At 49.4% G+C, this 26643-nt stretch carries 26 protein-coding genes; 17 read left to right on the top strand and 9 right to left on the bottom strand.

The window, feature by feature from the left end; translation table 11 throughout:
• Nucleotides 1–21: 21 nt before the first annotated feature.
• Together L0Y31_RS04305 and L0Y31_RS04300 are read right to left on the bottom strand one after the other, a co-directional pair.
• Nucleotides 22–1578, bottom strand: coding sequence for a SusD/RagB family nutrient-binding outer membrane lipoprotein (locus L0Y31_RS04305; RefSeq protein ID WP_234735904.1), 1557 nt, complete (start codon nt 1576–1578; stop codon nt 22–24).
• 20 nt (nt 1579–1598) lie between these two features.
• Nucleotides 1599–4694, bottom strand: coding sequence for a SusC/RagA family TonB-linked outer membrane protein (locus L0Y31_RS04300; protein WP_234735903.1), 3096 nt, complete (start codon nt 4692–4694; stop codon nt 1599–1601).
• Nucleotides 4695–4914: 220 nt separating this feature from the next.
• Here L0Y31_RS04300 and aroB point away from each other — a divergent pair, with 220 nt between their 5' ends.
• Nucleotides 4915–5940, top strand: a complete 1026-nt coding sequence (gene aroB, locus L0Y31_RS04295) for a 3-dehydroquinate synthase (protein WP_234735902.1) — start codon at nt 4915–4917, stop codon at nt 5938–5940.
• A gap of 208 nt (nt 5941–6148) precedes the next feature.
• Complete coding sequence (locus L0Y31_RS04290; protein WP_234735901.1) at nt 6149–6685, top strand: DUF4136 domain-containing protein; 537 nt, start codon at nt 6149–6151, stop codon at nt 6683–6685.
• Nucleotides 6686–6731: 46 nt separating this feature from the next.
• Here L0Y31_RS04290 and gldA read toward each other — a convergent pair whose 3' ends face one another.
• On the bottom strand, nt 6732–7673 hold the full coding sequence (gene gldA, locus L0Y31_RS04285) for a gliding motility-associated ABC transporter ATP-binding subunit GldA (RefSeq protein ID WP_234735900.1): 942 nt from the start codon (nt 7671–7673) through the stop codon (nt 6732–6734).
• 188 nt (nt 7674–7861) lie between these two features.
• Here gldA and L0Y31_RS04280 point away from each other — a divergent pair, with 188 nt between their 5' ends.
• Complete coding sequence (locus L0Y31_RS04280; RefSeq protein WP_234735899.1) at nt 7862–9547, top strand: amino acid permease; 1686 nt, start codon at nt 7862–7864, stop codon at nt 9545–9547.
• On the opposite strand, the gene L0Y31_RS04275 is transcribed toward L0Y31_RS04280, so the two are convergent.
• Nucleotides 9544–10293, bottom strand: a complete 750-nt coding sequence (locus tag L0Y31_RS04275; RefSeq protein ID WP_234735898.1) for a class I SAM-dependent methyltransferase — start codon at nt 10291–10293, stop codon at nt 9544–9546. The two genes, L0Y31_RS04280 and L0Y31_RS04275, sit on opposite strands and share 4 nt — an antisense overlap.
• Before the next feature lie 83 nt (nt 10294–10376).
• On the opposite strand from L0Y31_RS04275, the gene L0Y31_RS04270 reads away from it, so the two are divergent.
• On the top strand, nt 10377–10760 hold the full coding sequence (locus L0Y31_RS04270) for a phage holin family protein (protein ID WP_234735897.1): 384 nt from the start codon (nt 10377–10379) through the stop codon (nt 10758–10760).
• Between the two features lie 62 nt (nt 10761–10822).
• Here L0Y31_RS04270 and L0Y31_RS04265 read toward each other — a convergent pair whose 3' ends face one another.
• The 5 genes from L0Y31_RS04265 to panC form a co-directional block, all read right to left on the bottom strand.
• Nucleotides 10823–11509, bottom strand: coding sequence for a zinc metallopeptidase (locus L0Y31_RS04265; protein ID WP_234735896.1), 687 nt, complete (start codon nt 11507–11509; stop codon nt 10823–10825).
• A 139-nt stretch (nt 11510–11648) separates the two neighbouring features.
• A complete protein-coding gene (rfaE2, locus tag L0Y31_RS04260; protein WP_234735895.1) occupies nt 11649–12134 on the bottom strand; it encodes a D-glycero-beta-D-manno-heptose 1-phosphate adenylyltransferase in 486 nt (161 codons plus the stop codon).
• A 16-nt stretch (nt 12135–12150) separates the two neighbouring features.
• The gene (locus tag L0Y31_RS04255) at nt 12151–13191 is read right to left on the bottom strand and encodes a lysylphosphatidylglycerol synthase transmembrane domain-containing protein (RefSeq protein WP_234735894.1); all 1041 of its coding nucleotides are present in this window, start codon (nt 13189–13191) and stop codon (nt 12151–12153) included.
• A 90-nt stretch (nt 13192–13281) separates the two neighbouring features.
• Nucleotides 13282–13632: an aspartate 1-decarboxylase gene (gene panD, locus L0Y31_RS04250; RefSeq protein WP_234735893.1), complete on the bottom strand. Its 351-nt coding sequence runs from the start codon at nt 13630–13632 to the stop codon at nt 13282–13284.
• Nucleotides 13633–13745: 113 nt separating this feature from the next.
• Nucleotides 13746–14588, bottom strand: coding sequence for a pantoate--beta-alanine ligase (gene panC, locus L0Y31_RS04245; protein WP_234735892.1), 843 nt, complete (start codon nt 14586–14588; stop codon nt 13746–13748).
• A gap of 226 nt (nt 14589–14814) precedes the next feature.
• Between panC and L0Y31_RS04240 the strand changes: the two genes are divergently transcribed.
• From L0Y31_RS04240 to L0Y31_RS04180, 13 genes are all read left to right on the top strand, one after another.
• On the top strand, nt 14815–15624 hold the full coding sequence (locus L0Y31_RS04240; RefSeq protein ID WP_234735891.1) for a glycogen/starch synthase: 810 nt from the start codon (nt 14815–14817) through the stop codon (nt 15622–15624).
• Nucleotides 15578–17011: a DUF4270 family protein gene (locus tag L0Y31_RS04235; RefSeq protein WP_234735890.1), complete on the top strand. Its 1434-nt coding sequence runs from the start codon at nt 15578–15580 to the stop codon at nt 17009–17011. Before L0Y31_RS04240 ends, L0Y31_RS04235 begins: the two co-directional genes overlap by 47 nt.
• 101 nt (nt 17012–17112) lie before the next feature.
• On the top strand, nt 17113–18951 hold the full coding sequence (gene glmS / locus L0Y31_RS04230; RefSeq protein WP_234735889.1) for a glutamine--fructose-6-phosphate transaminase (isomerizing): 1839 nt from the start codon (nt 17113–17115) through the stop codon (nt 18949–18951).
• A gap of 165 nt (nt 18952–19116) precedes the next feature.
• Nucleotides 19117–19674, top strand: coding sequence for an RNA polymerase sigma factor (locus L0Y31_RS04225; protein WP_234735888.1), 558 nt, complete (start codon nt 19117–19119; stop codon nt 19672–19674).
• Nucleotides 19646–20356, top strand: coding sequence for a hypothetical protein (locus tag L0Y31_RS04220; protein ID WP_234735887.1), 711 nt, complete (start codon nt 19646–19648; stop codon nt 20354–20356). Before L0Y31_RS04225 ends, L0Y31_RS04220 begins: the two co-directional genes overlap by 29 nt.
• A 3-nt stretch (nt 20357–20359) precedes the next feature.
• Nucleotides 20360–21418: a hypothetical protein gene (locus L0Y31_RS04215; protein ID WP_234735886.1), complete on the top strand. Its 1059-nt coding sequence runs from the start codon at nt 20360–20362 to the stop codon at nt 21416–21418.
• Between the two features lie 156 nt (nt 21419–21574).
• The gene (locus tag L0Y31_RS04210) at nt 21575–21943 is read left to right on the top strand and encodes a Rid family detoxifying hydrolase (RefSeq protein ID WP_234735885.1); all 369 of its coding nucleotides are present in this window, start codon (nt 21575–21577) and stop codon (nt 21941–21943) included.
• 76 nt (nt 21944–22019) lie between these two features.
• On the top strand, nt 22020–23567 hold the full coding sequence (gltX, locus tag L0Y31_RS04205; RefSeq protein WP_234735884.1) for a glutamate--tRNA ligase: 1548 nt from the start codon (nt 22020–22022) through the stop codon (nt 23565–23567).
• Between the two features lie 116 nt (nt 23568–23683).
• Complete coding sequence (locus L0Y31_RS04200; protein ID WP_234735883.1) at nt 23684–23911, top strand: hypothetical protein; 228 nt, start codon at nt 23684–23686, stop codon at nt 23909–23911.
• A gap of 20 nt (nt 23912–23931) precedes the next feature.
• Nucleotides 23932–24711, top strand: a complete 780-nt coding sequence (locus L0Y31_RS04195) for a TIGR00266 family protein (protein WP_234735882.1) — start codon at nt 23932–23934, stop codon at nt 24709–24711.
• 59 nt (nt 24712–24770) lie between these two features.
• Complete coding sequence (locus tag L0Y31_RS04190; RefSeq protein WP_234737115.1) at nt 24771–25061, top strand: hypothetical protein; 291 nt, start codon at nt 24771–24773, stop codon at nt 25059–25061.
• 82 nt (nt 25062–25143) lie between these two features.
• Nucleotides 25144–25737, top strand: coding sequence for a gliding motility lipoprotein GldD (gene gldD / locus L0Y31_RS04185; RefSeq protein ID WP_234735881.1), 594 nt, complete (start codon nt 25144–25146; stop codon nt 25735–25737).
• A 159-nt stretch (nt 25738–25896) separates the two neighbouring features.
• Nucleotides 25897–26571 carry a hypothetical protein gene (locus tag L0Y31_RS04180; protein ID WP_234735880.1) on the top strand — a complete coding sequence of 225 codons (675 nt, stop codon included), beginning with the start codon at nt 25897–25899 and terminating at the stop codon, nt 26569–26571.
• Nucleotides 26572–26643 lie beyond the last annotated feature (72 nt).

Raw genomic sequence — 26643 nt, 5'->3', positions numbered from 1 at the left:
AGGCTTTAGTGATAACAGGCATTACGGTTGTGTAAACCAAACAGGTTTGGTATGATAGTCTAGCTCCAGGCCACCCAGTGGACGCAGTGCTTCCTGATTCCAGACGTATTCGGAATTATAGCGTGGACGTAGCCGCTGAACGGGTTTGCCATTGTTCGCGGCTGGATAGGCTGTCGGTAGCTGAAAACTAGTGAATACATCTGGGCTATAGTTGTATCGGCGTAAGTCTGCCCACTGTTCCAGAAAACCCCAACCCCACTGAGCGATGTACTTTTGTAGCATAATCTGATTTAGCGTCAAATCGGAAGCAACCGGAGGCACAATCAGCGGGTTGTTCAAATAAGCTGCCCGATCGGCTGCTGAAACACTCACGTACGAAGCCGATAAATGAGCTTCAATTCCCTTCCGGTAAGCGGCAAGAGCGGTTGCTTTATCGCCTTTGATGAAAGCGGCTTCTGCTTTGATGAACTGCAATTGTGCATACGTCATCAGGGGGAAAGGTCCTTTGTCCGTAAAGAAATATTTACCTGTTGTACCCGCTGGTGGAAGAACAGCTAGTTGGCCACCCCATAAGTTATTAACTCGTGAGGCAACCGGAACACTGGCCGCGGTCGATTGGCCAACGCCCGGTATAAGACCCCGGTATGTGTTATCTCCGCTAGCCGAAAGCAGAACTGGTTGGCGAGGATCCTTAACGCCTCCGAATACTGTACCATCCAGTAGGCGAAGTATAAAGGCCGATTGACCATAAACATGCAGGTTCTGGCGCAGCGGTCCGAAAAAGCTGCCGTCCGCCGTACTCAAGCCATTGAATGTAAACATTGCGTCATCGGCGTTGCTGGCAAAGGCGCTATCCACGTAGGCAATAACCTGATCCGGCTTGTAAAGGCTTTTCTTGTTGGATAAATGGTGGGCGTTGATCGCCAGCAGGCCGTATGCAAATTTTTTCCATTTGAGCCGATCACCCGAATAAATCCGGTCACCACGCCCCAGCGATGCCGTCGACACCCGACCATCCGAACGGCTTAGGTTTTTGACGCCTTCCTGCAATAGCCGAACTACCTCTGCATAGACTTCCTCCTGCGTATCGTAGTTGAACGTATTTTTATTGGGGTCCTGATCAAATGCTTCTTTTAAAATGATCTCACCGTGAATATCAGTCAGCATCTGCCAGCCCCAGGCTTGCATTACCTGACCAACGCCCAGATAATCCCAGCGCTCGTTAGCTTGTGCATCAGCCATCAGATTGATGGTATTACGGCCACCCCGCCAGTAAACGTTACGCCAGATTTCGCCACCGGCGTCGCTGTTGACGGCGTAACTATGCAAATCCCAAGTGAATCCGTTGGCAGGTACCGTTGAACTGGTTGCCTGCCAATTCTGTACATATTGGCCAATAAAACGGGCGTCGAACTGAATGCCCAGTACGTACTGGTTCTGAATGGGAGCCAGCAAAAGAGCCGCTTCAACCTGATCCGGGTTGTTGGGATTTTGGTTGATATCCAAATAATCGTCGCAACTGCTAAGCGATACGGACAGCGCCGTAAGCAGTAACGCGGAAAGTTTTTTGATAGTCATGATTGATTAATGCGTTAAAGTTACAGCCCAATGTTGATCCCTACGTTGAACACGCGCGGTAGCGGTAGGTTACCAAAGTCAATGCCCTGGCCACCTGACCCACCAGTTGCCGTATTGGCTCCGTTTACGCCCGGATCACCCCCGGTATAATTGGTCAACATGAGTAAATCGGTTCCGGTCACGAACACGTTGGCTGATTTAAAGAGTTTTGTCTGGCCCAGTATGTTGGTTGGCAAACTGTACCGCAGTGTGATTTCTTTCACGCGCAGCCAGTTTACGTCGCGTTCGATGAAATTTTCGTCCGATAGCGCCCCATAATACCCATTTGAGTAGTAAGGAATAACCTGAACGGTATTCGGCGTTGGTGTGGCCGTGTTTTCCAACCCATCTTTCAAGACCCCTTTGAACGTATAAGGCGTTTCCCGATCCAGGGTCTTCAGGCTGAGGCCGTTCCGGAATAGGTAGGATTCAGTGGCATTGTACACGTCGCCTCCTTTCCGAATATCAAGCACGAAGCTCAAACCAAAGTTTTTGTAGGTCATGTTGTTGACAAAACCAATCACAAAATCAGGGTTTCGATCGCCAACAACGCCCCAGGGAGTAGTCAGTTCCGTGAAAGGTAATCCTGAAATTGGGCTAATCAGGATGTCGCCGTTGAGGTTACGCTGGTAGGCATTCCCCGTCAACGTTGTCAACGGACCGCCAAGCCGCATCCCATTCCGAACGTTCCCGTAAATCCAGGTATCAGAGTTGTAGAACTCGGTTTGGCCAGCTGGCAACTCGGCTAGCTTGCTGTTGGTTTTGGTAAAGTTAACCACGGTATTCCAGGAAAAATTGGCAGCCCGGATTGGCTCAGCATTGATCGACAACTCGACACCGTTGTTCCAGAGACGACCCCCATTAATTGTTTTCAGGACAAACCCAGTTCCGTAGCTGATGCGCAGATCACGAATAATCTGGTTAACGCTGGTCGTTTTGTAGTAAGCCAGATCAAAGCCCAGGCGGTTGTTGAAGAACTTCATTTCCGTCCCGATTTCAAACGAGGTTACTTTTTCTGGAACGAGGAATGGGTTAGGAGCGGTGGTACCGTAGTTAAACCCGCCACCCGTAGTAGTCTGGCTGTCGTACGCCTGCGAGGTAGCATACTCTGGAGCTTCTTTTCCAACCTGAGCCGCTGAGATCCGGAATTTACCGAAGCTTAGCACCTTGCGGAAGTTGCCCGACGGAATCAGGTCAGTGTAGACCAGGCTAAAGGAAGCCGAGGGGTAAAAGAAGGAACGGCTGGCTTTAGGAAACGTACTCGACCAGTCATTCCGGCCGGTGATGGTTAGAAAAGCAAGGTCGTTGTATCCGATGGTTACGTCTCCAAAGACACCAATCAGACGGCGTTGGCGCAGAAACTCTCTTGATTTCTGGGTTAACGGATCTGTATTGTTGATTGAAACGAAGTTAGGGTCCAGAAATTTCTCGCCTCGGGAAGCCAACGAGTTATAATTGAAGTCGTAGATTGCCTGGCCAACCCGAACGGAGGTACTTAGTTTACCGAAGTCTTTCTTGGCTGTTGCAAAGTATTGTGCCGTAAAAGTCCGGTTGTTGTCGGTTGCCTGGTCCAGTGAACCGCCGATGATGCCACCCGCCCGGTTTGACTCGGGATGGTACATAAACAGATACTGGGTAGAATACACGTCTAAGCCTATACGGCCCGTAAATGTCAGCCATTCTGTAGGCGTATAATTTAACCCAATATTGGTGATGGCCCGATTTCCCCGGTCGCGAAGTCTGTTTTTATTGACGTCAAAATAAGGGTTCTCGATTTCAGACGTACCGGTCGTTACTTTCTTCCGTGACCCGTCCGGGTTCAGGTATTCAGCCATGTTATCGTTGGCTGGCCAGGATAACAGACCCAGCAGAAACGAGTTAGCGCCCTTCGACACTTTCCGGTTGTCGGTATTGATGTATTGAAGCGTTGATTCAACCGACAATTTTTGGCTGATTTTGGCCGTACCACCCAAGCTGACGTTCAATCGTTTGTAATCAGTATTTGGAATAACTCCCTGGCTATGAAAATAACCGGCAGACAGGCGATAAGTTACCCGATCAGAACCTCCATCGAACGATATGTTGTGACGCTGACCAGTTCCTGTACGTAAAAAGCCTTCCGCATTGTTATAAAAAGTAGTGTTTTCACCGTAACGGGGACCAAAGGAGTTGAAGTTTGTATTTTGCGATACGCCGTTGTTTCCCTGGCTATAAATTCGCTGCGTCTCGGGCAATGGTCCTACCTTTTGGCTGGTAAAGGTAGCTGAGTACGTCACCCGGCCCTGACCAGCTTTTCCTTTCTTGGTTGTAATCAGAATGGCTCCGTTGGCCGCTTCCACACCGTACAGGGCGGCGGCTTCGGGTCCTTTCAGGATCGTTACGCTTTCAATGTCGTTGGGGTTAATATCCTGCGCTCGGTTGGAGAAGTCAATGTTTCGGTTCTCAAAGGACTGACCCGAAATACCGCCCGCCACGAACTGGTTGTTTTGTGCCGTCCGGTTATCGATAGGCATACCGTCAATGACATACAAGGGCTGGTTGTTACCGCTAATCGAGTTGACACCGCGAATAGTTACTCCTGACGAAGCGCCCGGCATCCCGCTTGATGTGCCAACTTGCAAACCGGCCACCCGTCCCTGAAGGCCATTGATAAAATTGTCGCGCTGCGAATTAGCTAGATCCGCGCCAGAAATTTCTGTTGTGGTATAGCCCAGCTGCCGTTTCTCGCGCTGGATACCGAGGGCGGTTACGACAACTTCGTTAAGGTTAGAGGCGTCCTGTTTTAGCGCTACATTGATGATGTCGGAGTTCCCAATGGCTACTTCCCGACTCAACGAACCAATAAAGCTAAAACGAAGCGTCTGGCCTGCATTGACGGCGATCCGGTAGTTTCCCTTCGTATCGGTTGTGGTTCCGCGTGTTGTTCCTTTCACGACAACACTGGCCCCCGGAACAGGCGAGTTATCTTCTGCACTGGTTACCTGCCCGGTAATTGTACGCTCTTGCGCCCAGCTATAAGCAACAGATAAGCAGCCCAGAAATACTAACAAGAGCCATTTCTGTAGAATTTTATTCATGTTTGGATTAAGAAAGATAGTGAAATGTTCTTTCAAAGCTCTTTATTTTTTTGCTCAAAATCAATGCTGGGTAAACAATTTATATAGTTTATAACTGAGTTTATTAAACAATTTAATGACTGCACGCTGATGCTGCGCTACCGAGTTGACAATCACGAAATTGTTTCGATTCAAGCAGGCAGCTACGTACCTTTGCATTTTGCACCAATCCTGATTTCCTATGTCTGTCGTACTGGCCCCTGTCTCCGAAAGTTTGCCCCATTTTTTAAATAGCCATTCCTATACCGCTGTTGCCGTTCTGGTAGACACGAACACGAAAAAATTTTGTTACCCTTTGGTAAAAAAATTGCTGCCCAAGCACGTGCTGATCACCATTCCGGCGGGCGAAGGACACAAGCACCTGGCTACCTGCGAAATCATTTGGCAAGCTCTGACAAAAGCGCAATTTGACCGCCATGCGCTGGTTATTGACCTGGGAGGCGGGGTGATTGGCGATATGGGCGGTTTTTGCGCGGCTACCTATAAGCGTGGAATCGATTTTATCCAGCTGCCAACTACGCTGCTCTCGCAGGTAGATGCCAGCGTGGGCGGAAAGTTAGGTATTGACTTTCACGGATTTAAAAACCATATTGGTGTGTTCAAACTGCCGGAAACTGTTCTGATCGATCCGGCTTTTCTGCAAAGCCTTTCTGAACGGGAACTGCGTTCGGGCTTTGCCGAGGTGATCAAGCACTGTTTGATTGCGGACAGTGACAAATGGAACGAGATCCGCCGCCGCGATCTGCACGAACAGAACTGGGAAGATCTGGTTGCGCATTCGGTGGAGGTAAAGAAAAAAATCGTTGAGCAAGATCCAACCGAGAAGAATATTCGTAAGATTCTAAACTTCGGTCACACCATTGGTCATGCCATCGAGACGTATTTTCTGGCTGACCCAAAGAAACGGTTGTTGCACGGAGAGGCCATTGCCGCCGGAATGTTGGCAGAAGCCTTTATCGCTTACCAGAAAAAAATGCTGGACGAGCGCCTGCTTGCCCAAATTGAAGAGTACTTATTTTCTATGTATGGCCGGGTGAAACTGGCCGATGCCGACATCGAGCCTATTCTGGCGCTGACTCGCCATGACAAGAAGAATCGGAGCGGTGAAATAAGAATGGCGCTGCTCAATGGCGCTGGAACGTGTGCCTATGATATTACGGTTTCGGCCGGGGACATGCGCCGGGCGTTGGAGTATTACCGGGCTTAGTACCTTTTTGAATCAAAAGTGCAATTTCTACAATTAAACTGCTGAAAAGTCTGGTGATTGTAAAATAAAAGTATTGCTTGAATATCACTTTGCCGTTTAGTATTTGCTATATTCGGTTATTGCCCAGTTTAAGGAAATTTTATTGAACAATAGGTAAAAAAAACCAGTTTCGTCTTAAATGTCAGAGTTTTACGGTTAAGAAAATTGTATGAAGAATTCTATTGGACTTTTGATTGTTGTGGCCCTGGTTGGGTTAGTAGGTTGCATGCCTGGTAAGTTATTCGTGGAGCACGATTACAGTTATGAAGGGCATTTCAAAAATTACGAGTCGTTCAATTTTCTGGAGTGTGAGTATGTTGATTCAACGCTGCTTTGTTCAGATATTCAGGATGCGATTCGTCACCAGATGGAGGCTCGTGGATACCAGGTTGCCAATCGGGGTCCGCACTTGTTGATTTCTTACAATATTTTCCGGAATGACCTGCGTTTTCGCGGCTATCAGCAGCCGGTCATCAAAGACTGGGTGGTGAGCGAAGACGGTGATGCTACTTACAAACGCATTGATTACAACCTGGACGAAGGCACCCTGATGATTTCGCTGATCGACGCAGAAACTTATCAGGTAATCTGGAAAGGATACGCTTCACGGGTAACCAAACATCCAAACTTCAAGAACAATTACTTTAAAGGCATCGTCCGATCTATTTTTGATCAATATCCTTTGCTCGCCTCCGCGCGGAAATAGCCCATATACGAAGATCGAGTCAGGAAGGGTGCCACCAGTCGGGTGGTTATCCTTCCTGATTCGTTGTTAGTTGCTTGAATATTCCTTCCAGACTGCTTTCCTGCTGTTTTAGACCAACCAGCGTCAGGTTTTTGTCGGCAGCGAGCCGGAAAATCGCCGCCCGCAAATCGGATTGGCGGTCGGCAGTAAGCTGGTAGCGCCCCTGTCCCAGCGTTTCGAGGTGTTGCACGCCGGGAAGCAGAGCCAGCATAGTTGAATCAGCTAATTCCTGCTCAAATTCGGCAATAACGGTTATCGTGTCGGCGGTTGCACTCTGCAGGCTGTCGAGGCTGCCTTCTGCCACGATTTTCCCCCGATTAATGATGACAACCCGGTGGCAAAGCGCTTCTACTTCCTGCATGATGTGGGTAGAAAAAAGAACCGTTTTTTCGCGTCCGGCGTCGCGAATAACCTGCCTGATCTCTGAAAGCTGATTCGGGTCTAGTCCCGTGGTGGGTTCGTCGAGAATCAGCACCGGCGGGTTATGAATTAACGCCTGCGCCAGCCCCACGCGCTGGCGATACCCTTTTGACAACTGGCCAAGTTGCTTGTGTTGCTCACGCCCCAGACCCACCAGCTCAATCATGTCGGCAATCCGGTTCGATAAGGCCTGACCGCTCAGTCCGTGCAAAGATCCCGCAAAGCGCAGATACTCCTTCACGTACATGTCCAGATACAACGGATTGTGCTCCGGTAAGTAGCCAATGCTTCGGCGCACCTCCATCGACTGCGTACGCACATCGAAACCATTCACGAGAACGGTTCCCTCGGTAGGGGGCAGGTAGCCCGTAGCGATTTTCATCGTGGTGGATTTTCCGGCTCCGTTAGGGCCCAGAAAGCCAACGACTTCGCCCGGCTGCACCGAAAATGAGATAGAATCAACGGCTCGTTGGTTGGTGCTACCAGCTCGGCTGTATAATTTTGTTAGGTTTTGGATCTGGATGGACATGATTTTATAGAAACGCTTCAAATTTGAAAAGTATTTCTATTTTTAGCATTGAAAATTTTGCAGGCAGGCTTTTTTTAAGGCCAAGATTGCCAATTAATGATTTTTTAGAACTTAATACAACTTACTTTTAATCGGCCGTTAGCGGTATTTCAGCCAACTAACGCCAATCTATAACTGCCTAGACGCGTATGAGCGAATCCATTTTCCGTAAAAAATCAGTGACGCAGATCATGAGCGATACTGGAAAGAGTCCCACTGGTGAACATTCGGCCAATTTGCTCAAGACACTGGGGGTTCGTGACCTTACCTCGTTTGGGATTGCCGCCATCATTGGAGCCGGTATTTTCAGTACAATTGGTCGGGCCAGTGTGGAAGGCGGCCCCGCCGTTTCGCTGTTGTTTGTGTTTACCGCCATTGCCTGCGTGTTTACGGCGCTTAGTTACGCTCAGTTTGCTTCTACGGTGCCCGTTAGTGGGAGCGCTTATACCTATGCTTACGTTTCGTTCGGTGAAATCTTTGCCTGGATTATTGGCTGGGCGTTGATTCTGGAATATGCTGTGAGTAACATGGTGGTAGCCATTTCCTGGTCCGAATACTTCACGTCCATGCTGGCGGGATTTGGGGTAAAATTCCCGGCCTATCTGTCAACTGACTACGGCTCGGCCCTGGCAGCTTACAACAAAGTGCAGACGGGTGGCGGGATTGCCTCAGAAATTACTTCCAATGAGCGGTTGCTTGCCGAAGCGTTCGTACAGGCTCCGCACTGGGGCGACCTGCGAATGATCATGGATTTGCCCGCTGGCCTGATTACTGTTCTGATTACGTACCTTGTTTACCGGGGAATCAAAGAATCCCGTACGGCCAGCAACATTCTGGTTGTCTTGAAATTAGCGGTTATTCTGCTGGTTATTGTAGCCGGTGCTTTTTTTATCAAGCCCGAAAATTGGTCGCCTTTTGCCCCTAATGGCGTAACGGGCGTTTTGGGCGGCGTCGCGTCCGTGTTTTTTGCCTTCATTGGTTTCGACTCTATTTCTACTACCGCCGAAGAGTGCAAAAACCCGCAGCGTGACCTACCACGTGCCATGATTTACTGCTTGATCATCTGCACCGTTCTGTACGTTTTGATTACGTTGGTATTGACTGGAATGGTCAATTACAAGGAATTGGGAGTTGATGATCCGCTGTCGTACGTATTCCAGAAAGTGAACATGGATTTCGTAGCCGGCGTTATCTCCGTGAGCGCCGTTGTGGCCATTACGAGTGCTTTACTGGTCTATCAATTGGGCCAGCCCCGTATCTGGATGGCGATGAGCCGCGATGGACTGTTGTGGCAGAAGTTTTCGGAGATTCACCCGCGTTACCGGACGCCTTCGTTCGCCACCATTATGACGGGTTTTCTGGTAGCCATACCGTCTTTGTTTCTGGACATGCAGTTCTTTATCGACCTAACCAGCGTCGGAACGTTTTTTGCGTTTATTCTGGTCTGCGGTGGCATTCTATACCTCGATGCGAAAGGGCTGTCGAAATATTCAAAATTCCGCGTTCCTTACGTCAACGGCAAGTTCATTGTTGGCGTCGGTTTGCTGGTGGCGCTCGTGTTAGTGGTGCAATCGGGTCATTTCATGAGCAGTCTGAGCGAGAAGCCACTGCTGGGCGTCTTCTGGTTGGTGTGGCTAGGGCTATCGGTAGGAAGCTTTATGTTTAATTTTTCGCTGCTCCCCGTGCTGGGTATCCTGACCAACCTGTATTTAATGACCGAGTTGGGTATTAGCAACTGGGCCATTTTCATTATTTGGCTAATTATTGGCTTGGTAATCTACTTCACCTATGGCTACCGGAAGAGCAAATTAGGGGATAAAAATATTCTGGTTTAATTCCCGGGAGCGCGTTTGGAAAAAACAAGAACGTGCTGCTGCGGTAAGTTTTTATAGACTGCATCGAACTGCAAGCCAACGGCTTGCAGTTCTTTTTTTGCCTGAGCAACACTCATTTTGTGGAGTGTTTTGATTGGTACGCTGGGGTCCTCGGCGCGGTATTCGACCAAGACAACGCGGCCATTTGGCTTGAGCGCTGTAGCAATGTTTCGCATCATTTCGTAAGGGTGCGAAAACTCATGGTAGGCATCCACCATCAAGGCCATGTCAATGCTATTGGGTGGAAGTTTCGGGTCGGAAATAGTGCCTAAAACTGCTTCTACATTGGTAGCTTTGTTCTTTTGCTTGGCCTGGTTCAAGAGGTCAATCATTTCTTGCTGAATATCAACGGCCAGAACCTTTCCCTGCCGTAGCTCAGGGGCCAGCCGGAAAGAAAAATACCCCGTTCCGGCGCCAATGTCGGCTACCACATCCGTCGGTTTGAGGCGAAGCAATTTCAGGAGCAAATCCGTACGCTCTTCCTGCTCCCGTTCGGGTCGTTCCAGCCACTCGGCCCCTAAATGACCCATGACCTGTGCAATCTCGCGACCCATATAAACTTTGCCAATGCCGTCCTGCGCTGCGTCGCGGTATTGATAAACAGAGTCTGATGTTTGCGTTAAAGTCGGCTTGGACGTGGAGTTCTGGCCACAGGAAACCGTAGCAAGGAACCAAATCAGGAATACTGGTAACGAAATGGATTTCATTTATTTGTCGTTTTCACTAACGTATGAACAACTCCAGGAAGATTGTGTTTAAGATGACGTAGATCAACCAATCTCTTCCTACTATGAATTTTATCCTCCATTTACTGATTGACGCAACGGTTATTTTTGGTTTGGCATACCTCATGCCTCAGGTTGACGTGAAAAATTTCACAACAGCGCTGCTAGTGGCTTTTTTGCTGGCTATACTGAACTTCCTCATTGGCTGGCTGATTCGCTTTCCGTTAAATCTGGTGACCTTATTTCTATTAACTGGGCTTGTTCGTCTGATAGTGACGGCTCTCATTTTGAAACTAATTGATAAGCTGATGGCCAGCTTTTACATACGGGGATTCTGGCCAGCCTTGCTGATTGCTGTAGTGATTACGGCTGTTGGTTATCTAATTGATTCTCAAATGGCGCCAACTCCTGCCGTGGAAGAAATGCGCTACCAGGCCATGCTTTTTTAATATACTGAATAAACAAAAAAAGCCCGTCACAGTGACGGGCTTTTTGCTTTAAAGAGCATTTATCAATCGCTTCGACGGCCACCCATCAGAATGCTGACGTAGTAGAGCAAAGTAGCCAGTGAACCAATAGCGGCCACCACGTAGGTCATCGCGGCCCAGCGAAGGGCGTCTTTTGCAAAACCATACTCCCGTTGGTTAACCACTCCCCGATTCTGAATCCAGGCCAAAGCACGCTTGCTGGCGTCAAACTCGACGGGCAGGGTCACAAAGCTAAAGATGGTGGTCACCGCAAAGAGAGCAACCCCAATGGCCAAGGGCAGAATAGTAGTGTTAATTAGTAAAATACCACCCAGAATAACCCATTGCATGTACTGCGACGAAATGGTCAGAAAAGGCACCATCGCCGAGCGGAACTTCAGCGGTCCGTAGGCTGTAGCGTGTTGCACGGCATGACCACATTCGTGGGAGGCAACCGCCGCCGCCGCTACAGATCGCCCATAATAAACATCGGCACTCAGGTTAACGGTTTTATCCTGCGGATTATAGTGGTCCGTCAGCATTCCTTCAACCGAGAGAACGCGAACGTCGTAAATATTATTCTCATTCAGCATCTTCTGGGCGATTTCTGCCCCGCTCAGGCCATTGGCCAGCGCAATCTGCGAATACTCATTAAACTTGCTTTTCAGCCGCCAGCTTACATAGAAGCTAACGAGCATAACAATTATACCAATTATATAAACACCGGCCATAGGGCAATTAAACGTTTAAAAGTTCAGAGTTTAAGTACAGTTTGTCGTACTAACTTCATTACTATAACAACAGAAAACAAGCGTCTAGTTCGGTTTTTATCCATTTGTAGGACCATTCGCCAATCTGATCAGCCATTGATCACTGCGCGTAGGCCGCCCGAATCTTCTCAATCAGCGCCGTCGTCGAATAGCCAGCCACCAGAGGTACTGTTTCGACACTCCCTCCATGTTGAATAACGAAATCGGAACCAACGATGTTTTCGATGGTGTAGTCATCGCCCTTTACCAAAACATCAGGACGAACCACCTGGATCAGCTCCAAAGGCGTTGGCTCGTCAAAAAGCGTAATCAGATCCACAAAAGCCAGAGAAGCCATGAGGCGGGCGCGGGCGTATTCATTGACAACTGGACGAAGCGGTCCTTTCAGGCGACTCACCGAAGCATCTGTATTGAGTCCCAGAATGAGCTTATCGCCCAAAGCACGGGCTTTTTCCAGGTAATCAATGTGACCCAGGTGAACAATATCGAAACAACCGTTGGTAAAAACGATGCGTTGGCCTTCCGCACGCCATTGGTCGGCTTGCCGGGCGGCGTCTTCGCGAGCGAGGATTTTAGATTCAGTCATGGCACAAATATAAGGCTCATCGGCCCACATTGAGCGCAGTCGGCTCCGCTACATCTTCGGTAGCGCCGCGCTTGCTGCGGAACAAAACGATCAGAAAACTAATCGCGCCCAGCAAAAGTGTAACAATAGTCTGCACAGCGTGCATGAAAGTGGCCAGTACAATGCCGTCCTGCTGCGTTAATCCGTACAGAACCAGCGCATTTCCAACCAGTAAGTGAAACGGACCAATCCCACCCTGAACGGGTGCTGCCATGCCTATACCTCCCATGATCAAAATAGTCAAGCCCGCGAGCATGCTAAGGCCAGAGGTTTGGGGCAGCGAGAAAAACAGAACGTACGACATAAAATAGTACGTCGTCCAGATTAGTATAGTATGGAAAAGAAACGCTCCGGGATTTTTCAGTTTCCGAACGCTGAGGACACCTTCTACCAAACCACCCGTAAAGGCCGTAATTTTCTGGTAAAGCGGTTTTTGTTGCAGGATTTCTTTGTAGCGACCGTAGAGAACCCAAGCCAGCAGAGCCATTCCCAGCAGCACACCAACCAAGACAAGGAGGGGCCAGGGATTGTTTTGCAGACCGGAGACGTTGACCTTGGAGGAAAAGAAATCCAGGAAAAACGTACTTAAGCGATCAAATTCCAGGAGAAACGTAGCGGCGATCAAAAAGAGAAGCGCCAGGGCATCAAAGACGCGCTCGGCAACGACCGTTCCGAAGCTGATGTTGACCGGAACCCCTTCGAGACGGTTCAGCGTTCCGCAGCGTGTCACTTCACCCATGCGGGGAATGATCAGGTTGGCAAAATAACCCGTCAGGACGGCTACCGTTGTATCGAATGCCGCCGGGCGACGGCCAACAACTGGTTCCATCAGCAAACTCCAGCGATAAGCGCGGCTCCAGTGCGCCAGAATGGTTAACAATCCAGAGACAATAATCCAGCGGTAATCGGCTTTCTGGAAGGCCTCAAACATAGCGCCGAGGTCGATGTCTTTAAAGACATACCACAACAAACTCCCGGCAATGGCTAACGAAACAGTGTACTTGATGATGTTTTTCATACGTATCCCGGTCGGTTCCGGGCTTAGTAATAGCTTAGTAAGCCCGGAACCGCTTCGCGGCGGCAATCCGGGAGATGCGAAATGGCAAAGTTACAGAACCAAGCGGTTGTTATCGTCGGGAAAGACGACCGTCGGTTTAAAGGTTTTGGATTCCTCCTGGCTCATCATGCCATACGCAATAATGATGATGATGTCGCCAACCTGCGCACGGCGGGCTGCTGCTCCGTTGAGGCAGATGATTCCCGAGCCACGTTCCCCTTTGATGACGTACGTAATCAGGCGCTCGCCGTTGTTGTTGTTAACAATGTGAACTTGCTCGTTTTCCACCATTCCGGCGGCATCCATCAGGTCTTCGTCGATGGTAATGCTGCCGACATAATTTAGTTCAGCCTGCGTCACCCGAACCCGGTGGATCTTTGACTTCATTACGGTAATGAACATGGGCATTAAAAGCTATCTGGTTTCGATAGGGCGGTAAAGTTAATAGAATCCGCTGTTTAGAACCAGTTACCGCAAAAACATAACAGTGAGACGGTTTAGTTCAGGAAATTGTGCTAGAAAACCAGGTTGTCGATCAGGCGGACTTTGCCTAACTGGGCTGCGATGCAGAGCGCTGTCATGCCCGGAGCCTGTAGCTGCTCGGCGGGTTGAAGCGTATCGGCGTTGGCAATCTCGAAATACTCCAACTGAAATTGAGGCTTCTGGGCAAAGTGATTCGCGACGGCATCTTTAGCCCTGGCCAAATCTCCATCTTCCTGAAGCAGCGACTGGGCAAGGGTGAGCGCGTTGTATAATTCAGTAGCCTGTTGCCGTTCGTCGGGGGTGAGGTTGCGGTTGCGGGAAGACATGGCCAGTCCGTCTGGTTCGCGCAGGATGGGGCAGCGCACAATGTCAACCGGAAAGCTCAAATCCCGCACCAGACGTTTAACAACGGCCACCTGTTGCAGGTCTTTTTGCCCAAAATAGGCGTAATGCGGCTGTACAATGTTGAACAATTTGCCCACCACAATCCCAACGCCGTTGAAATGGCCCGGGCGGAAGGCGCCTTCCATCACAGTTTCCAGATCACCGAAAGACAGCGTTAACAGCGGCTGGGAAATGTACATTTCCTGCACCGAGGGCGCAAAAACAACATCGCAGCCGGCTTCTTCAAGGAGTTTCAGGTCGGCGTCGAGCGTGCGGGGGTAGCGCGCCAGATCATCCGGATTATTAAACTGGGTTGGGTTGACAAAGATGCTGCACACCCGAATGTCGGACTGTTCCTGCGCGGCTTGCAGGAGCGAAAGGTGTCCTTCGTGCAGGGCGCCCATGGTGGGCACGAAGCCGATGCGTTGGTCACCCTTTCGGTGCTGATCCAGATGCTGCTTTAAGGCAATAATGGTTTCAAAAACGTACATGACAAGGCTTGAAGAAGTGAAGGCGGAGGGCATGGAGCATAAGGCTAAAAAGTGTTCATTAAGCCTTCCTTCTCCAATCCCTGGTCGCAAAAACCGGCAAGTATACAAAAAGTGCAAATTTATAGCGCAAAACCTATTGAAATCTGGGTTTTTTTTGTTTAATTTTGCAAGTTTTTTGAAATCCCCTAATACGGGATATATACACTCTATAGCCCCCGATCGTGTTATGAGCAAACTTCGGATTCTCTACGTTGCCAGCGAGATTAATCCTTTCCTTCAAACGTCAGAAGTGGCCAATTTCGTGCGGAAATTGCCCCAAGAGATGCAGGAGCGTGGTATGGAAATACGCATCCTTGTACCTCGTTTTGGCTTAATCAATGAGCGGAAAAACCGGCTTCATGAAGTTGTTCGCTTGTCGGGTATCAACATTACCGTTGGTGATGAGGAAAAGCCCCTAATTATTAAAGTGGCGTCAATTCCCAATGCCAAACTTCAGGTGTATTTTATCGACAATGAAGACTATTTCCAGCGGAAACACGTTTTCTTTGACAAAGAGAATCGCTTTTATGAGGACAACGACGAACGCGCCATTTTCTTTTGCAAAGGAGTACTGGAAACCGTGAAAAAATTAGGCTGGTCACCGGACATCGTTCACTGTAATGACTGGATGACAGCACTGATTCCGCTGTACCTGAAAACGACTTATAAAAACGACCCGATGTTCAAAGACTCTAAATCAGTCTTTTCGGTGTATAATAATTCATTCTCTTATCGTTTTCCAGAAGATTTGGTTGAAAAAGCCAAAGCGATGGACGTGGACGAAGCAATGCTATCGCACCTGCGTTCCGGCGATTTTGAAGGTTTTATCCGTATGGGTTGTGCCTACGCCGACGTTGTTGTGAAAGCTGATGAAGACTTCAGCGAGAGCTTAACTGGTATTTTGAATGATTTGTCTGAAAAGAAAATTGAACTTACAGAAGAAGACGAGAATGTCGCGGAACGCTATTATACCCTCTACACAGGGCTGGTTGGCTAATTTTAGTAAAGGATTAAGTCTCCTGATTGGTGTAGTAGCTCTGTTGACGGCCTGCGAAGAACCCAAAGAAATCGGTTTAACCCCGACTACCCCCGTCGGGGTTCTTTATACGGATACGCTAACCGTTACCAGGTCAACCATCCTGCTGGATTCAGTGCAAACGGGCCGAAATAACCGTCTGCTCATCGGGAATTACAGCGATCCTACCTTTGGTAAGGTTACAGCAAAGGCATTTGCTCAGTTTGATTTTGGGTATAACAACACAACCATCATCAACTCCGTAACCGTAGATAACACGGCGATATACGACTCCATTAGGTACGTTAGTGGCTACGTAAATGCATATGGTGACACGACTGGAACGCAGGAAATTTTCCTCCACCGACTAACGGAAGACCTTGATACAACAAAGCGGTATACGATCAACAACACAGCGGCTTATGACCCAACGCCTTTGACTAAAATTAGTCTTACGTCTGGACCCAACAGCTATACGAGTCTCGTTGTGACGAAATTGCCGGATGCGTTTGGGCAAGAAATACTTAATATTTTCAAAGGGAAAACGGTTACACGACTGGATTTTCGGAAGGCGTTCAAAGGCTTTGCTTTTGTACCCGGAAGCGGAAATAAATCGGTTGTATCGTTGCCAACTGGATTCAGTATCAATTATGTGGCTATTTACTACCACAAAGCGAATGAGACAACCGCTTCCAGCCTTGGTTTTTCCATTGACCCCAGCATTTACAGAGCGGCGGCCTTTACGCAGGTTACAGCGAACCGGGCCGGAACAAAGTTAGCGGGTTTGACAACGACCAATCCGTTGCCTGCTTCCGCAACGGGGGGCCAGCTATTCGTCCAGAACGGAACGGGTGTGACCACCAAACTTGCCTTTCCGACGTTTGAGAACCTGAAAAAACAGGGACGCATTGCCATCAATCGCGCCGAATTGACCATTACGCCAAAATCAAGCGCTTCGGGAACATTTTTGCCGTTTTACATGGCTTTGGCCGAGACAAGCGCGAATAATAGGATTTCTTATACCGATCGGAATAACACGCGTGTGCTGCACCTGTTGCAAACCAACACGGGTACTTTTCAGCAGATTAGCCAGTGGTTCTATCCAGAGGTAGCAACTTACGGCGCTCGTACGCGCAACGCTTATTCGTACGACGTGACGGGCTATTTTCAGGCGCTGTTGACCAATTTTAGGCCGAATACGGGTTTGGTGCTGGTGCCGACAGCCGGTAATGCTAGCACACTGATACCTACTACACAATTGGGTACTTCCTATCAGGTAGAAACTTATTTGAACACCCAGTTGACGGCTGCCGTCCTGGATGCACCGGAAAGCGTTAAACTGGTTGTTTTCTATACACTGGCCGAGTAACCGGAAAGTTCACTTAATTAGGTAAAAACCAGTCGTAAATGACTGGTTTTTGCGTTTATACCAATAATACCTTTATTTAGCTGCTAACTAATCTCGCCAATATGTGTGGAATTGTAGCTTATGTGGGACACCGTGAGGCGTGTCCGCTGATCCTGAAAGGTTTAAAGCGCCTGGAATACCGGGGATATGATAGCTCAGGACTTGCTCTGCTGAACGGAGATGGCCTGAAAGTATACAAGAAAAAAGGGAAAGTTTCCGATCTGGAAGCCGAGCTGGCTACGAAAGAACTGCACGCCCGGATTGGCATCGGCCACACGCGCTGGGCGACGCACGGAGAGCCTAACGACGTCAATGCGCACCCTCACTACTCGCACGACAAAAAACTGGCCCTGATTCATAATGGAATCATTGAAAACTACGCATCGATCAAGCAAAACCTGATTCGGAAAGGCCACGAATTTCGGTCGGATACGGATTCGGAGGTGCTGATGCAGTTCATCGAGGACATTAAAAAAGAAACGGGTTGTTCGCTAGAAGAAGCGGTCCGGCAGGCGTTGCTGGAAGTGGTTGGCGCGTATGCCATCGTGGTAATTGCCGAAGATGAACCTACTCAGCTGATTGCCGCGCGCAAAGGAAGCCCACTGGTGATTGGAGTGGGTGAGAACGAGTTTTTCTTTGCTTCGGATGCCACGCCAATCATCGAATATACCAAAGATGTTGTTTACCTGAACGATTACGAAATCGCAACGGTGCGGGACGGGGAGCTAAAAATTGTTAACCTCGATAATACCAAAACGACGCCTTACATTCAGAAAGTAGAGCTGGAGCTGGAAGCCATCGAAAAAGGCGGCTTTGACCACTTCATGCTGAAAGAAATTTTTGAACAGCCTCGATCCATTGCCGATAGCATGCGCGGTCGGGTTAAGGCCGACGAAGGGCATCTACAACTCGGTGGTTTGCGCGATTACCTGGACAAGCTGGCCGCTTCGAAGCGAATCATTATTGTTGGTTGCGGAACCTCGTGGCACGCCGGTCTGGTGGCCGAATATATTTTTGAAGAACTGGCCCGGATTCCGGTTGAGGTTGAATACGCCTCAGAATTCCGCTACCGGAACCCAATCATTGCCGAAGGCGATATTGTGATTGCCATTTCCCAATCGGGGGAGACGGCGGATACCTTGGCGGCTATCGAACTAGCCAAGTCAAAAGGAGCGACGATTTTTGGGGTTTGTAACGCAGTGGGTTCGTCCATTCCGCGCACCTCACATGCCGGGGCTTATACGCACGCGGGTCCCGAAATCGGGGTGGCGTCGACCAAAGCGTTTACGGCGCAGGTTACCGTTCTGACGCTGATGGCCCTTTCCGCCGCCAAGCGCAAAGGCACCATTTCGGATAGCCTATTCCGGCAGCTTCTGGCTGAGATGGAGGCAATTCCGGCCAAGGTGGAGAAGCTGCTTCAGAACGCCGAGAAGGTCAAAGAGATTGCATACATTTTCACCTACGCCCGTAATTTTATCTATCTGGGTCGCGGATTAAACTTCCCGGTTGCGCTGGAAGGGGCGTTAAAGCTGAAAGAAATTTCGTACATCCACGCCGAGGGCTACCCCGCCGCCGAGATGAAGCACGGCCCTATTGCCCTGATCGACGAAGATATGCCGGTGGTGTTTATTGCCGCTAAAGACAGTTCGTACGAAAAAGTGGTATCCAATATTCAGGAGGTGAAAGCGCGCAAAGGCCGCGTGATTGCCATCGCTACGGAAGGCGATACGCTGCTGCCGGGCATGGTGGATTTTGTGATTGAAATTCCCAAAGTGCACGAAATGCTCATGCCGTTGATTTCCGTTATTCCGCTGCAATTGCTTTCGTACTATGTGGCTGTCATGCGCGGTCGTAACGTAGACCAGCCCCGGAATTTGGCGAAATCAGTAACTGTTGAATAAGCGCTGAATAAGTAGAATTTAAAGACCTGTTAGTTGTCGAAACTGGCAGGTCTTTTTTTGCTACCTGATTTAAAATGAGCCATACCAAATAAAAAGACAAAAAACTTAACGGCTCAGGCAACCCCAGCAAACTAATCCGCATTTCTGTCAATAGAAACGCACAGTATGGATCAACCGCTCATCGAACAATGTCAACGAGGTAATGCATTCGCCCAGAAACGATTGTTCGAACGGTATGCCAATCGGATGTACCGCGTGTGCTTGCGCTACGTGCGCAACGAGCAGGAAGCCGAAGAGGTGTTGATGACTGGATTTCTGAAAGTATTTCGGTCACTCAGTAGTTTTCAGGATCGTCACGAAAACAGTTTTGAAGCCTGGCTTCGGCGAATTATGGTGAACGAAGCGTTGCAGCATTTGCGGGCGATGCGCAGTTTGCCGACGCTTTATACCGATGAGGCGATGAGCTTGCAACCTGACCCGAAGCCACTGCCCGACAGCGGTTTAGATGCCGACCTGATCACGGCCTTGATTGCCCGACTGCCCACCGGCTACCGAACCGTTTTCAACCTGTATGTCGTGGAAGGATACAGCCATCGGGAAATTGGCGAGCAGTTACAGATTAGCGAAAATACCTCGAAGTCTCAGTTGAGCAAAGCGCGGACCATGTTGCAGGAACTTTTAATCAAACAGGGCTATGAAACCAACATCCGACGAACCCATTGATCGACTCGTTCGGCAGGCCCTGGAGAAAGGGGCCGATGCCCCCGTGCCTTCCTTTGATGCAGCGCGGGTCTGGGGCAACCTTAGTCAGGAATTGAAGCAACCAGAGAAGCAGCGGCTGGCGTGGGGGCGATGGGCCGTGGCAGCCTGCGTAATAGGAGCCCTTACTTTTTTTTGGTTAATGCAGCCTGAGCGCGAAAAACCAACCGCAGCCATCACTCAGCCATCGCGCCTCCAAGCCGTGCGCAGTAAACAAGTGGTGCCAAAACAGGAGTCAATAGCCGTTAGGGAGCCGATTGCTGTCAGAACGAAACAAAGTCCTAATGCGCTAGCTACTAATTCTAGCGAAAAAATACCAGCCAGAAACGCAGAAGTTGTTGTTGCCCCCGCTTATCAGCCCATCGCTTCAGCCGCCGAAATGGCGGTACCGGAAACCTTGAGCACCGAGCAACCAGCGCAGGAAGCCATCGCTGCCGTGGCATCTCCACGGAAATCGGCGGCCCGAAAGCGTTTTCGGGTGATGCACGTCAATGAATGGCAGGTAGAAGAAGAAACAAAGCCTAAGTTATACCGCACGCAGGGTCTGGTACGTCTTGGAACCATCAACGACCCGGCAGAATCCGGCAACGCGACTAAGAACCTAGCGCCGCCCCTCATTCTTTTTAAACACACAAAATCAAATTAGTCCATGAAAGGTATTGGTTTAATTCCCTGGCTTCTAATAGGCCTGGTTGGGGCGACGTATGCTCAAAATTCAGGGTCAATTCTGAGCAAAAAAGAAAATCGGGAAGCCTTTCAGGGGCAAAGCCACATCGAAATCGATCTGGGTCAGCGCAACACGCTTCTGCTGGGTTTTGACAATTTTGCCCACGTTCGAGCCCATCAAAATCTGGATTCGGCATTGCGCCTCTTCCTGACCGACTACCAAAAAGTGGCCGACACCACGCGGGAGCTTACCGAGGCGGTTCATGCGCATTTTCGCATTGGAGAAACGGACCGTGCCCTGGATTTGCGAACGTATCCGCAGCGCACCGCTTCGTTCCTGTTCAAGGAAAGTGAGGAGCCCATTCAGTTAAAGACCAAACAGGATACCCTGCATATTTCCTGGCGCGAAGCTGATTCGTTTCAGGCGTATTTTCTGGTAAATAACTTGGCTGATTTGAATCGTATCGTACAGCAAGGTGGGGTAAATGCCAGGGTGCAAAAAGCAATACAGGCGGCAGAAAGCTATAATAAACAGACGTATTCGCTGACCAGGCCTGGCATAGCCTTTGACCTTATTCAACGCGAGGGAAAAGAGCCTGAGGTGATCAATCCTGGTCTGGCGAAACGGCCTGTGCTGGTCATTTCGCCCAATATTGGGGTTGGTTTGATTAAAACGCAGTGGACGCCTTCGCTGGCCATTGATTTTGCCTTTGTGCCAAATCAGTACCGCCGGATCGGCTATTCGGTGGGGTATCTGTCCAATTTTGCGTTCAATGGAGCAGGCCGAATGGATTTTGTCAATGTTGGTTTAACGTTCTACGAGCCTCAAAGCAATAAACAAATTAATTCCTACAACCGGGTGCTGGCGGGCATTTACCTGGGCGCTTCCGTTTATTCGAGCCAGCGCTTTGGAGGGCCATCTACCTTTCGCCTGAGCGGTACAGTGTATCACAAAGGCCTGTTCAAAGTACATCCCGAACTGTACGTCAAAGGAGCTTTCAAAAGTGTTTATCCCGGTTTGCGGCTCAGCGTCGGTTTATAAGTGATTATCTGCCTCATGAATTAATCCGGCTCGACTCCCCAAATCGAGCCGGATTTTTTTATCTGCTACAGAAAAGCGGCTGCCGATTTGGTGTCTGCCGGAAACCTTCCGACTTTTGCAGTCTAACCGAATCAAGAAGTTAGCTACGTTTACATCATGGATAAAAAAGTAATCTACTCGGCCGACGCACCCGCTCCAATCGGTCCTTATAGCCAAGCTATTCTGGTAAATAATACACTCTATGTTTCTGGTCAGATCGCGTTTGAGGTTTCTCAATCGGGCGATATCAAAGCAGAAACCCAAAAGGTCATGGAAAATATCGGAGCCATCCTGCAAGCGGCTGGACTGTCTTACGAAAACATTGTTAAAAGCAGCATTTTCGTGAAAGACCTGAACAACTTTGTGGCCATCAACGAAGTGTACGGCAGCTTCTTTAGCGACAATCCACCCGCTCGTGAAACCGTTGAGGTGGCCCGTTTGCCCAAAGATGTAAATGTTGAGATCTCGGTTATTGCTGTTCAGTAACTTTAGAAAATAGCCAGGCGGCTAGCGTTCAGAGTCATGTTTATTCTGTTCGTCTAGCCGTATTTCGCTCTTAATTATGACCACAAATTCAAAAGAAGTCCGGGTCCGGTTTGCACCGAGTCCAACGGGACCGCTGCACATTGGCGGGGTTCGGACGGCCTTATACAATTACCTGTTCGCTCGTAAAAACGGCGGCAAAATGCTGCTCCGCATTGAAGATACCGACCAGAATCGCTTAGTGCCCGGCGCCGAAGAGTACATTCTGGAATCGCTGAAATGGGTTGGCATTGAAATTGACGAAGGGCACGGCAAAGGCGGCCCGCAAGCCCCCTATCGCCAGTCTGAGCGGAAAGAAATTTACCACGAACACGCCGAGCGCCTCGTAAAAGAAGGAAAAGCGTACTACGCGTTCGATACCGCCGACGAACTGGAAGCCATGCGGAAACGGATGGAAGAAGCCAACGCCCCGGCAGCGCAGTACAATTCCATCACGCGGCTGCAAATGAAGAACTCGCTGACGCTCTCTGCCGATGAGGTAAAAACGCGGCTGGAGTCGGGCGATCCATATGTAATCCGTCTGAAAGTGCCCCGCAAAGAAGACATTCGCCTCAATGACCTGATTCGGGGTTGGGTCGTGGTGCATTCGTCGCAGATTGACGACAAGGTTCTCATGAAGTCGGACGGGATGCCGACCTACCACCTGGCCAATATTGTTGACGACCATTTGATGGGCATTACGCACGTCATTCGGGGGGAAGAGTGGCTGCCCTCTGCGCCTTTGCACGTGTTGCTGTACCGCTATTTGGGTTGGGAATCAACCATGCCGCAGTTTGCGCACTTGCCGTTGCTGCTAAAACCTGACGGAAACGGTAAACTCAGCAAGCGCGACGCCGATCTGGGTGGCTTCCCGATTTTCCCGCTTCAGTGGACCGATCCAGCCAGTGGGCAGGTGGCGCGGGGTTTCCGGGAAGATGGCTACTTGTCGGAGGCGCTGGTCAACTTTCTGGCGTTTCTCGGCTGGAATCCGGGCACTGAGCAAGAGTTATTTACGCTGGATGAACTGATTCAGGCGTTTAGTCTGGAAAATATTCACAAAGCGGGCGCGCGGTTCGATATTCAGAAGGCCAAGTGGTTCAATCACGAATACCTGCGCAATACACCCAATGCAGAACTGGCGGGTACGCTGGTGGAGCAAGCGGCGCAGGATGGCATTAACTGCTCCGTAGAAAAAGCGGAAAAAATTGTTAGTTTGTTGAAAGAGCGCGTTTCGTTTGCCCACGAAATTTACCAGCAATCGGACGTATTCTTTCAGGCACCGGCCAGCTATGACGCTGCCGTGGTGACGGCCAAGTGGAACGAAGACGCCATTCGGGCGGTGACGGCCATCAAGGACGCCTTTCAGGCAGGAAACGAAGCCTTTACGGCCGAAAGTGCTAAAACGGTTATTGCTGAAACGTTGACAGCAGCCGGGATCAAGCAAGGGAAAGTAATGCAGGCGTTGCGACTGGCATTGACGGGCGTTGGCGCTGGTCCTGATTTAATGATCACGCTCGAAATTATCGGGAAGGAAGATGCCATCCAGCGGCTGGAAAAGGCCTTACGCGAACTGGCGACCGGTAATTAGTTCTTCGATCAGGACGTTTTGCTTTATTAAGAGTTAAGAAGTACGGGTAAAAGGTTACAAGCAATTGGATTCTTCACCCATACTTCTTAACTTTTCATTCCACACTCTTTCTTGTTATGGCAAAGAAAACCAATAAATCAGACGATTCATCAGAGGATAAGCCCCGAGTACACAAAGAGTTAGAAGGGTTTGATATTAAAATCAATACCTTTGGTGAAATCACAAATAGTTATGACATTGACCGCATCAATGCGTTCCTGAACAAAACGGTTGATGACAAAAAGTTACGCCACCGCAAAGACCTCAAAAATAAGAATGAGGAGGGGGGCGAAGAAGAAGAATAAACCGTAATTACTAAACACGTATGCGCTCCCACGAGATTGATTACAAAATCATTGGTGAAGACATCCAAATTGTTGAAATCGAATTAGATCCGAACGAAACGGTCATTGCTGAAGCCGGCGCCATGCTGTATATGGAAGACGGCATTCAGTTTGAGACCAAAATGGGCGATGGCTCGTCGCCGTCGGGTGGGTTCATGGGTAAAGTTTTTCAGGCCGGTTCGCGCCTTTTAACGGGCGAATCGCTCTTTATGACTCACTTTACCAATCGCGGGTACGGCAAGCGGAAAGTAGCTTTTGCGGCTCCTTATCCAGGAACGGTTATGCCAATCAATCTGTCCAGCATTTACGGAAACCAGCTTATTGTGCAGAAAGATTCCTTCCTGTGCGCTGCCCTGGGAACATCGCTGGCCATTCATTTCAACCAACGCATCGGCGCGGGTCTTTTTGGAGGCGAAGGATTCATTCTGCAACGGGTTCAGGGCGATGGCATGGCGTTTATTCACGCGGGTGGCGTTGTGATCGAACGCCAGTTAAATAACGAAACCCTGCGCGTTGATACGGGCTGCGTTGTTGGTTTTGAGCCGTCGATTAGCTTTGATATTCAGCGCTCGGGTGGATTGAAGTCGATGATTTTTGGGGGTGAAGGCCTTTTCCTGGCCACATTGCGAGGAACGGGTAAAGTCTGGATTCAGTCAATGCCGATCTCCAAACTCGTTGATCGTCTGGCTGCTGGTGGCTCACAGTCCAAAAAGGAAGGTGGCTCGGTGCTGGGTGGGCTAGGTAATTTGTTTGAGGATTAAGTCGTGAACTAAAAAGCGGTAACTCATCGTTATAAACGGGTTACAATTTGGATCAAATCATGGAAGTTATCTGCATCAACGACCTATTTTTACCCCAGGTGCTGGCATTCTACGCGGAATTTGGCATCAAAACGCCCTCGAAAGATAAAATGTATACCGTTCGGCAGGCCAAACGCCACACCACTGGCGAAACAGGCTTGTTATTAGGCGAAATTCAAAACCCGGATGTGCCGGTTAAGCATCCTGTGCTGGGTGAAGTCTGGGTCGAGCCCACGTTCAATATCAACCGTTTTCGGACGCTACTGGGCGAGCCGGTTCGGGAGGAAGAACTGGAATTAGCTAACTCGTAAGCTCTATTTTTGCGTATAAAAGTCATTGAGAAAGAAGCGCAAAGCCCGGCACCAAAAACCGGGCTTTGCGCGTTATGGCAATATGAAATTAGTTCACTATGTGATGCCGGTTCTGATTGTGTTGGTTTTGGCGGCCTGCGGTGGCTCAGGGGCCGATAATTATATCCCAAAACCAAAAGGATACAACCGGCTAGACATGCCCGCCCATGCGTACCAGCCCTTGGCCGAAACTCATCCTTTCCGCTTCGAGTATTCCAAGCACGCCCGCATTTTGCCGGACACGTTTCGGGGGGCTCAGCCGCACTGGCTGTTTATTTATTATCCCGAATTTAAGGCAAACGTCCAGCTTACATACCATCCCGTTATGGGTAAGCCCGAACGGGTAGCCAAGATGGTTGAGGACGCCTATAAATTAGCAGCCAAGCACAACGAAAAAGCCTACGCCTTTAAAGAGCAAACGCTAAGATTACCTTCGGGGCAGGGGGCCAATCTAATTACGATCAGTGGCGAGGTGCCGAGTCAGCTGCAATTCTACACCACCGATACGACCAATCATTTTCTGCGTGGTGCGTTGTATTTCAACACGGCTACCGAAAACGATTCGCTCGCACCCGTTATCGAATACATTCGAAAAGACGTCATGCACCTGTTGAATACCCTGCGCTGGAAGAAGTAAAAAGAGCTAAAATGAAACCCCTTTTTTAGCCTTTAAGTAGTTTGATTATCAGTTGAATTAGTGATAAAAAAGTTGTATCTTTATTTCCATTTTACGTAAAGTAACAACAAGACTAAAAACCACTTCGCTGACCCGTTCAGGCGTGGAAACTAATACAATATGAAACGAGCTAAATTCAACGCGAATCAACTGCAAATTGATTTTTTGGCGTCTTATCGCCAGCTCCTCGTTAGTTTAGGTACGGCCCAAAACCTGCCGGTTAACGAAGCCGTATTTGTTAAATTGACCGATCATTGGGACAATAGCCGCCAGATGCCTTCTGATTTATTGTTTCAGAAAAGCCCGGTAGAGGCTGTTGTTTATCGGCTAGCTAAAGGAGACAGTCGTTTGCAGTTTCCAACCGAAATAGTTGCGGGCGAACTACGCGGTATTCCGGGCCTGACGGGCTTCACGGCTCGCTTCCGGGAGCAAGGCTGGATTATTCTTCCCTACGAATTGGCGGGCTCTTACAAGCAAGTCTTTTTACACATTCTGACGGCGGCCATTGGGCTGGAAAAGCTGTACCCTAATCGGGATGAACTTCTGGCCGAAGCGGAGCGCGTAGCGCTGGCTTCCCTCATGCCTGAGGCCGAAATTCGGAGCTTCTTTGGGGTGCGCTTGTCGCGCTTTCCGGATAGTTTCCGTATGGATGTTTCCAATTACTTCAATTTACCGTTTGAGTTCGTTCTGAAACGCGCCCACCAGCTAGGCGTGATCAGCGACGAGGTGCTCGAAAGCGCGCGCAACGGCACAATCCGATCAACGCGTCGTCCGCAGGCCAGCCGCGCGGCTTAATTCTGCGTTTTTCGTTAAAAGCCATAAAAAAAGGCAGTCGATCGACTGCCTTTTTCGTTTCGTATCAGAAAT

It is taken from the genome of Tellurirhabdus bombi (genome assembly GCF_021484805.1).
Taxonomy (GTDB): domain Bacteria; phylum Bacteroidota; class Bacteroidia; order Cytophagales; family Spirosomataceae; genus Tellurirhabdus; species Tellurirhabdus bombi.
This window is presented reverse-complemented; position numbering and strand designations above follow the sequence as displayed.

Coding starts and splice junctions, on each gene's coding strand:
- rfaE2 (WP_234735895.1), bottom strand. CDS start 12,134: ATGACTGAATCTAAAATCCTCGCTCGCGAAGACGCCGCCCGGCAAGCC.
- L0Y31_RS04280 (WP_234735899.1), top strand. CDS start 7,862: ATGAGCGAATCCATTTTCCGTAAAAAATCAGTGACGCAGATCATGAGC.
- gldA (WP_234735900.1), bottom strand. CDS start 7,673: ATGTCCATCCAGATCCAAAACCTAACAAAATTATACAGCCGAGCTGGT.
- L0Y31_RS04290 (WP_234735901.1), top strand. CDS start 6,149: ATGAAGAATTCTATTGGACTTTTGATTGTTGTGGCCCTGGTTGGGTTA.
- L0Y31_RS04265 (WP_234735896.1), bottom strand. CDS start 11,509: ATGGCCGGTGTTTATATAATTGGTATAATTGTTATGCTCGTTAGCTTC.
- L0Y31_RS04220 (WP_234735887.1), top strand. CDS start 19,646: ATGAAACCAACATCCGACGAACCCATTGATCGACTCGTTCGGCAGGCC.
- L0Y31_RS04180 (WP_234735880.1), top strand. CDS start 25,897: ATGAAACGAGCTAAATTCAACGCGAATCAACTGCAAATTGATTTTTTG.
- L0Y31_RS04225 (WP_234735888.1), top strand. CDS start 19,117: ATGGATCAACCGCTCATCGAACAATGTCAACGAGGTAATGCATTCGCC.
- gldD (WP_234735881.1), top strand. CDS start 25,144: ATGAAATTAGTTCACTATGTGATGCCGGTTCTGATTGTGTTGGTTTTG.
- L0Y31_RS04305 (WP_234735904.1), bottom strand. CDS start 1,578: ATGACTATCAAAAAACTTTCCGCGTTACTGCTTACGGCGCTGTCCGTA.
- L0Y31_RS04235 (WP_234735890.1), top strand. CDS start 15,578: ATGTCGCGGAACGCTATTATACCCTCTACACAGGGCTGGTTGGCTAAT.
- L0Y31_RS04210 (WP_234735885.1), top strand. CDS start 21,575: ATGGATAAAAAAGTAATCTACTCGGCCGACGCACCCGCTCCAATCGGT.
- L0Y31_RS04300 (WP_234735903.1), bottom strand. CDS start 4,694: ATGAATAAAATTCTACAGAAATGGCTCTTGTTAGTATTTCTGGGCTGC.
- L0Y31_RS04195 (WP_234735882.1), top strand. CDS start 23,932: ATGCGCTCCCACGAGATTGATTACAAAATCATTGGTGAAGACATCCAA.
- L0Y31_RS04215 (WP_234735886.1), top strand. CDS start 20,360: ATGAAAGGTATTGGTTTAATTCCCTGGCTTCTAATAGGCCTGGTTGGG.
- panC (WP_234735892.1), bottom strand. CDS start 14,588: ATGTACGTTTTTGAAACCATTATTGCCTTAAAGCAGCATCTGGATCAG.
- L0Y31_RS04270 (WP_234735897.1), top strand. CDS start 10,377: ATGAATTTTATCCTCCATTTACTGATTGACGCAACGGTTATTTTTGGT.
- panD (WP_234735893.1), bottom strand. CDS start 13,632: ATGTTCATTACCGTAATGAAGTCAAAGATCCACCGGGTTCGGGTGACG.
- glmS (WP_234735889.1), top strand. CDS start 17,113: ATGTGTGGAATTGTAGCTTATGTGGGACACCGTGAGGCGTGTCCGCTG.
- L0Y31_RS04200 (WP_234735883.1), top strand. CDS start 23,684: ATGGCAAAGAAAACCAATAAATCAGACGATTCATCAGAGGATAAGCCC.
- L0Y31_RS04240 (WP_234735891.1), top strand. CDS start 14,815: ATGAGCAAACTTCGGATTCTCTACGTTGCCAGCGAGATTAATCCTTTC.
- L0Y31_RS04190 (WP_234737115.1), top strand. CDS start 24,771: ATGGAAGTTATCTGCATCAACGACCTATTTTTACCCCAGGTGCTGGCA.
- L0Y31_RS04275 (WP_234735898.1), bottom strand. CDS start 10,293: ATGAAATCCATTTCGTTACCAGTATTCCTGATTTGGTTCCTTGCTACG.
- L0Y31_RS04255 (WP_234735894.1), bottom strand. CDS start 13,191: ATGAAAAACATCATCAAGTACACTGTTTCGTTAGCCATTGCCGGGAGT.
- aroB (WP_234735902.1), top strand. CDS start 4,915: ATGTCTGTCGTACTGGCCCCTGTCTCCGAAAGTTTGCCCCATTTTTTA.
- gltX (WP_234735884.1), top strand. CDS start 22,020: ATGACCACAAATTCAAAAGAAGTCCGGGTCCGGTTTGCACCGAGTCCA.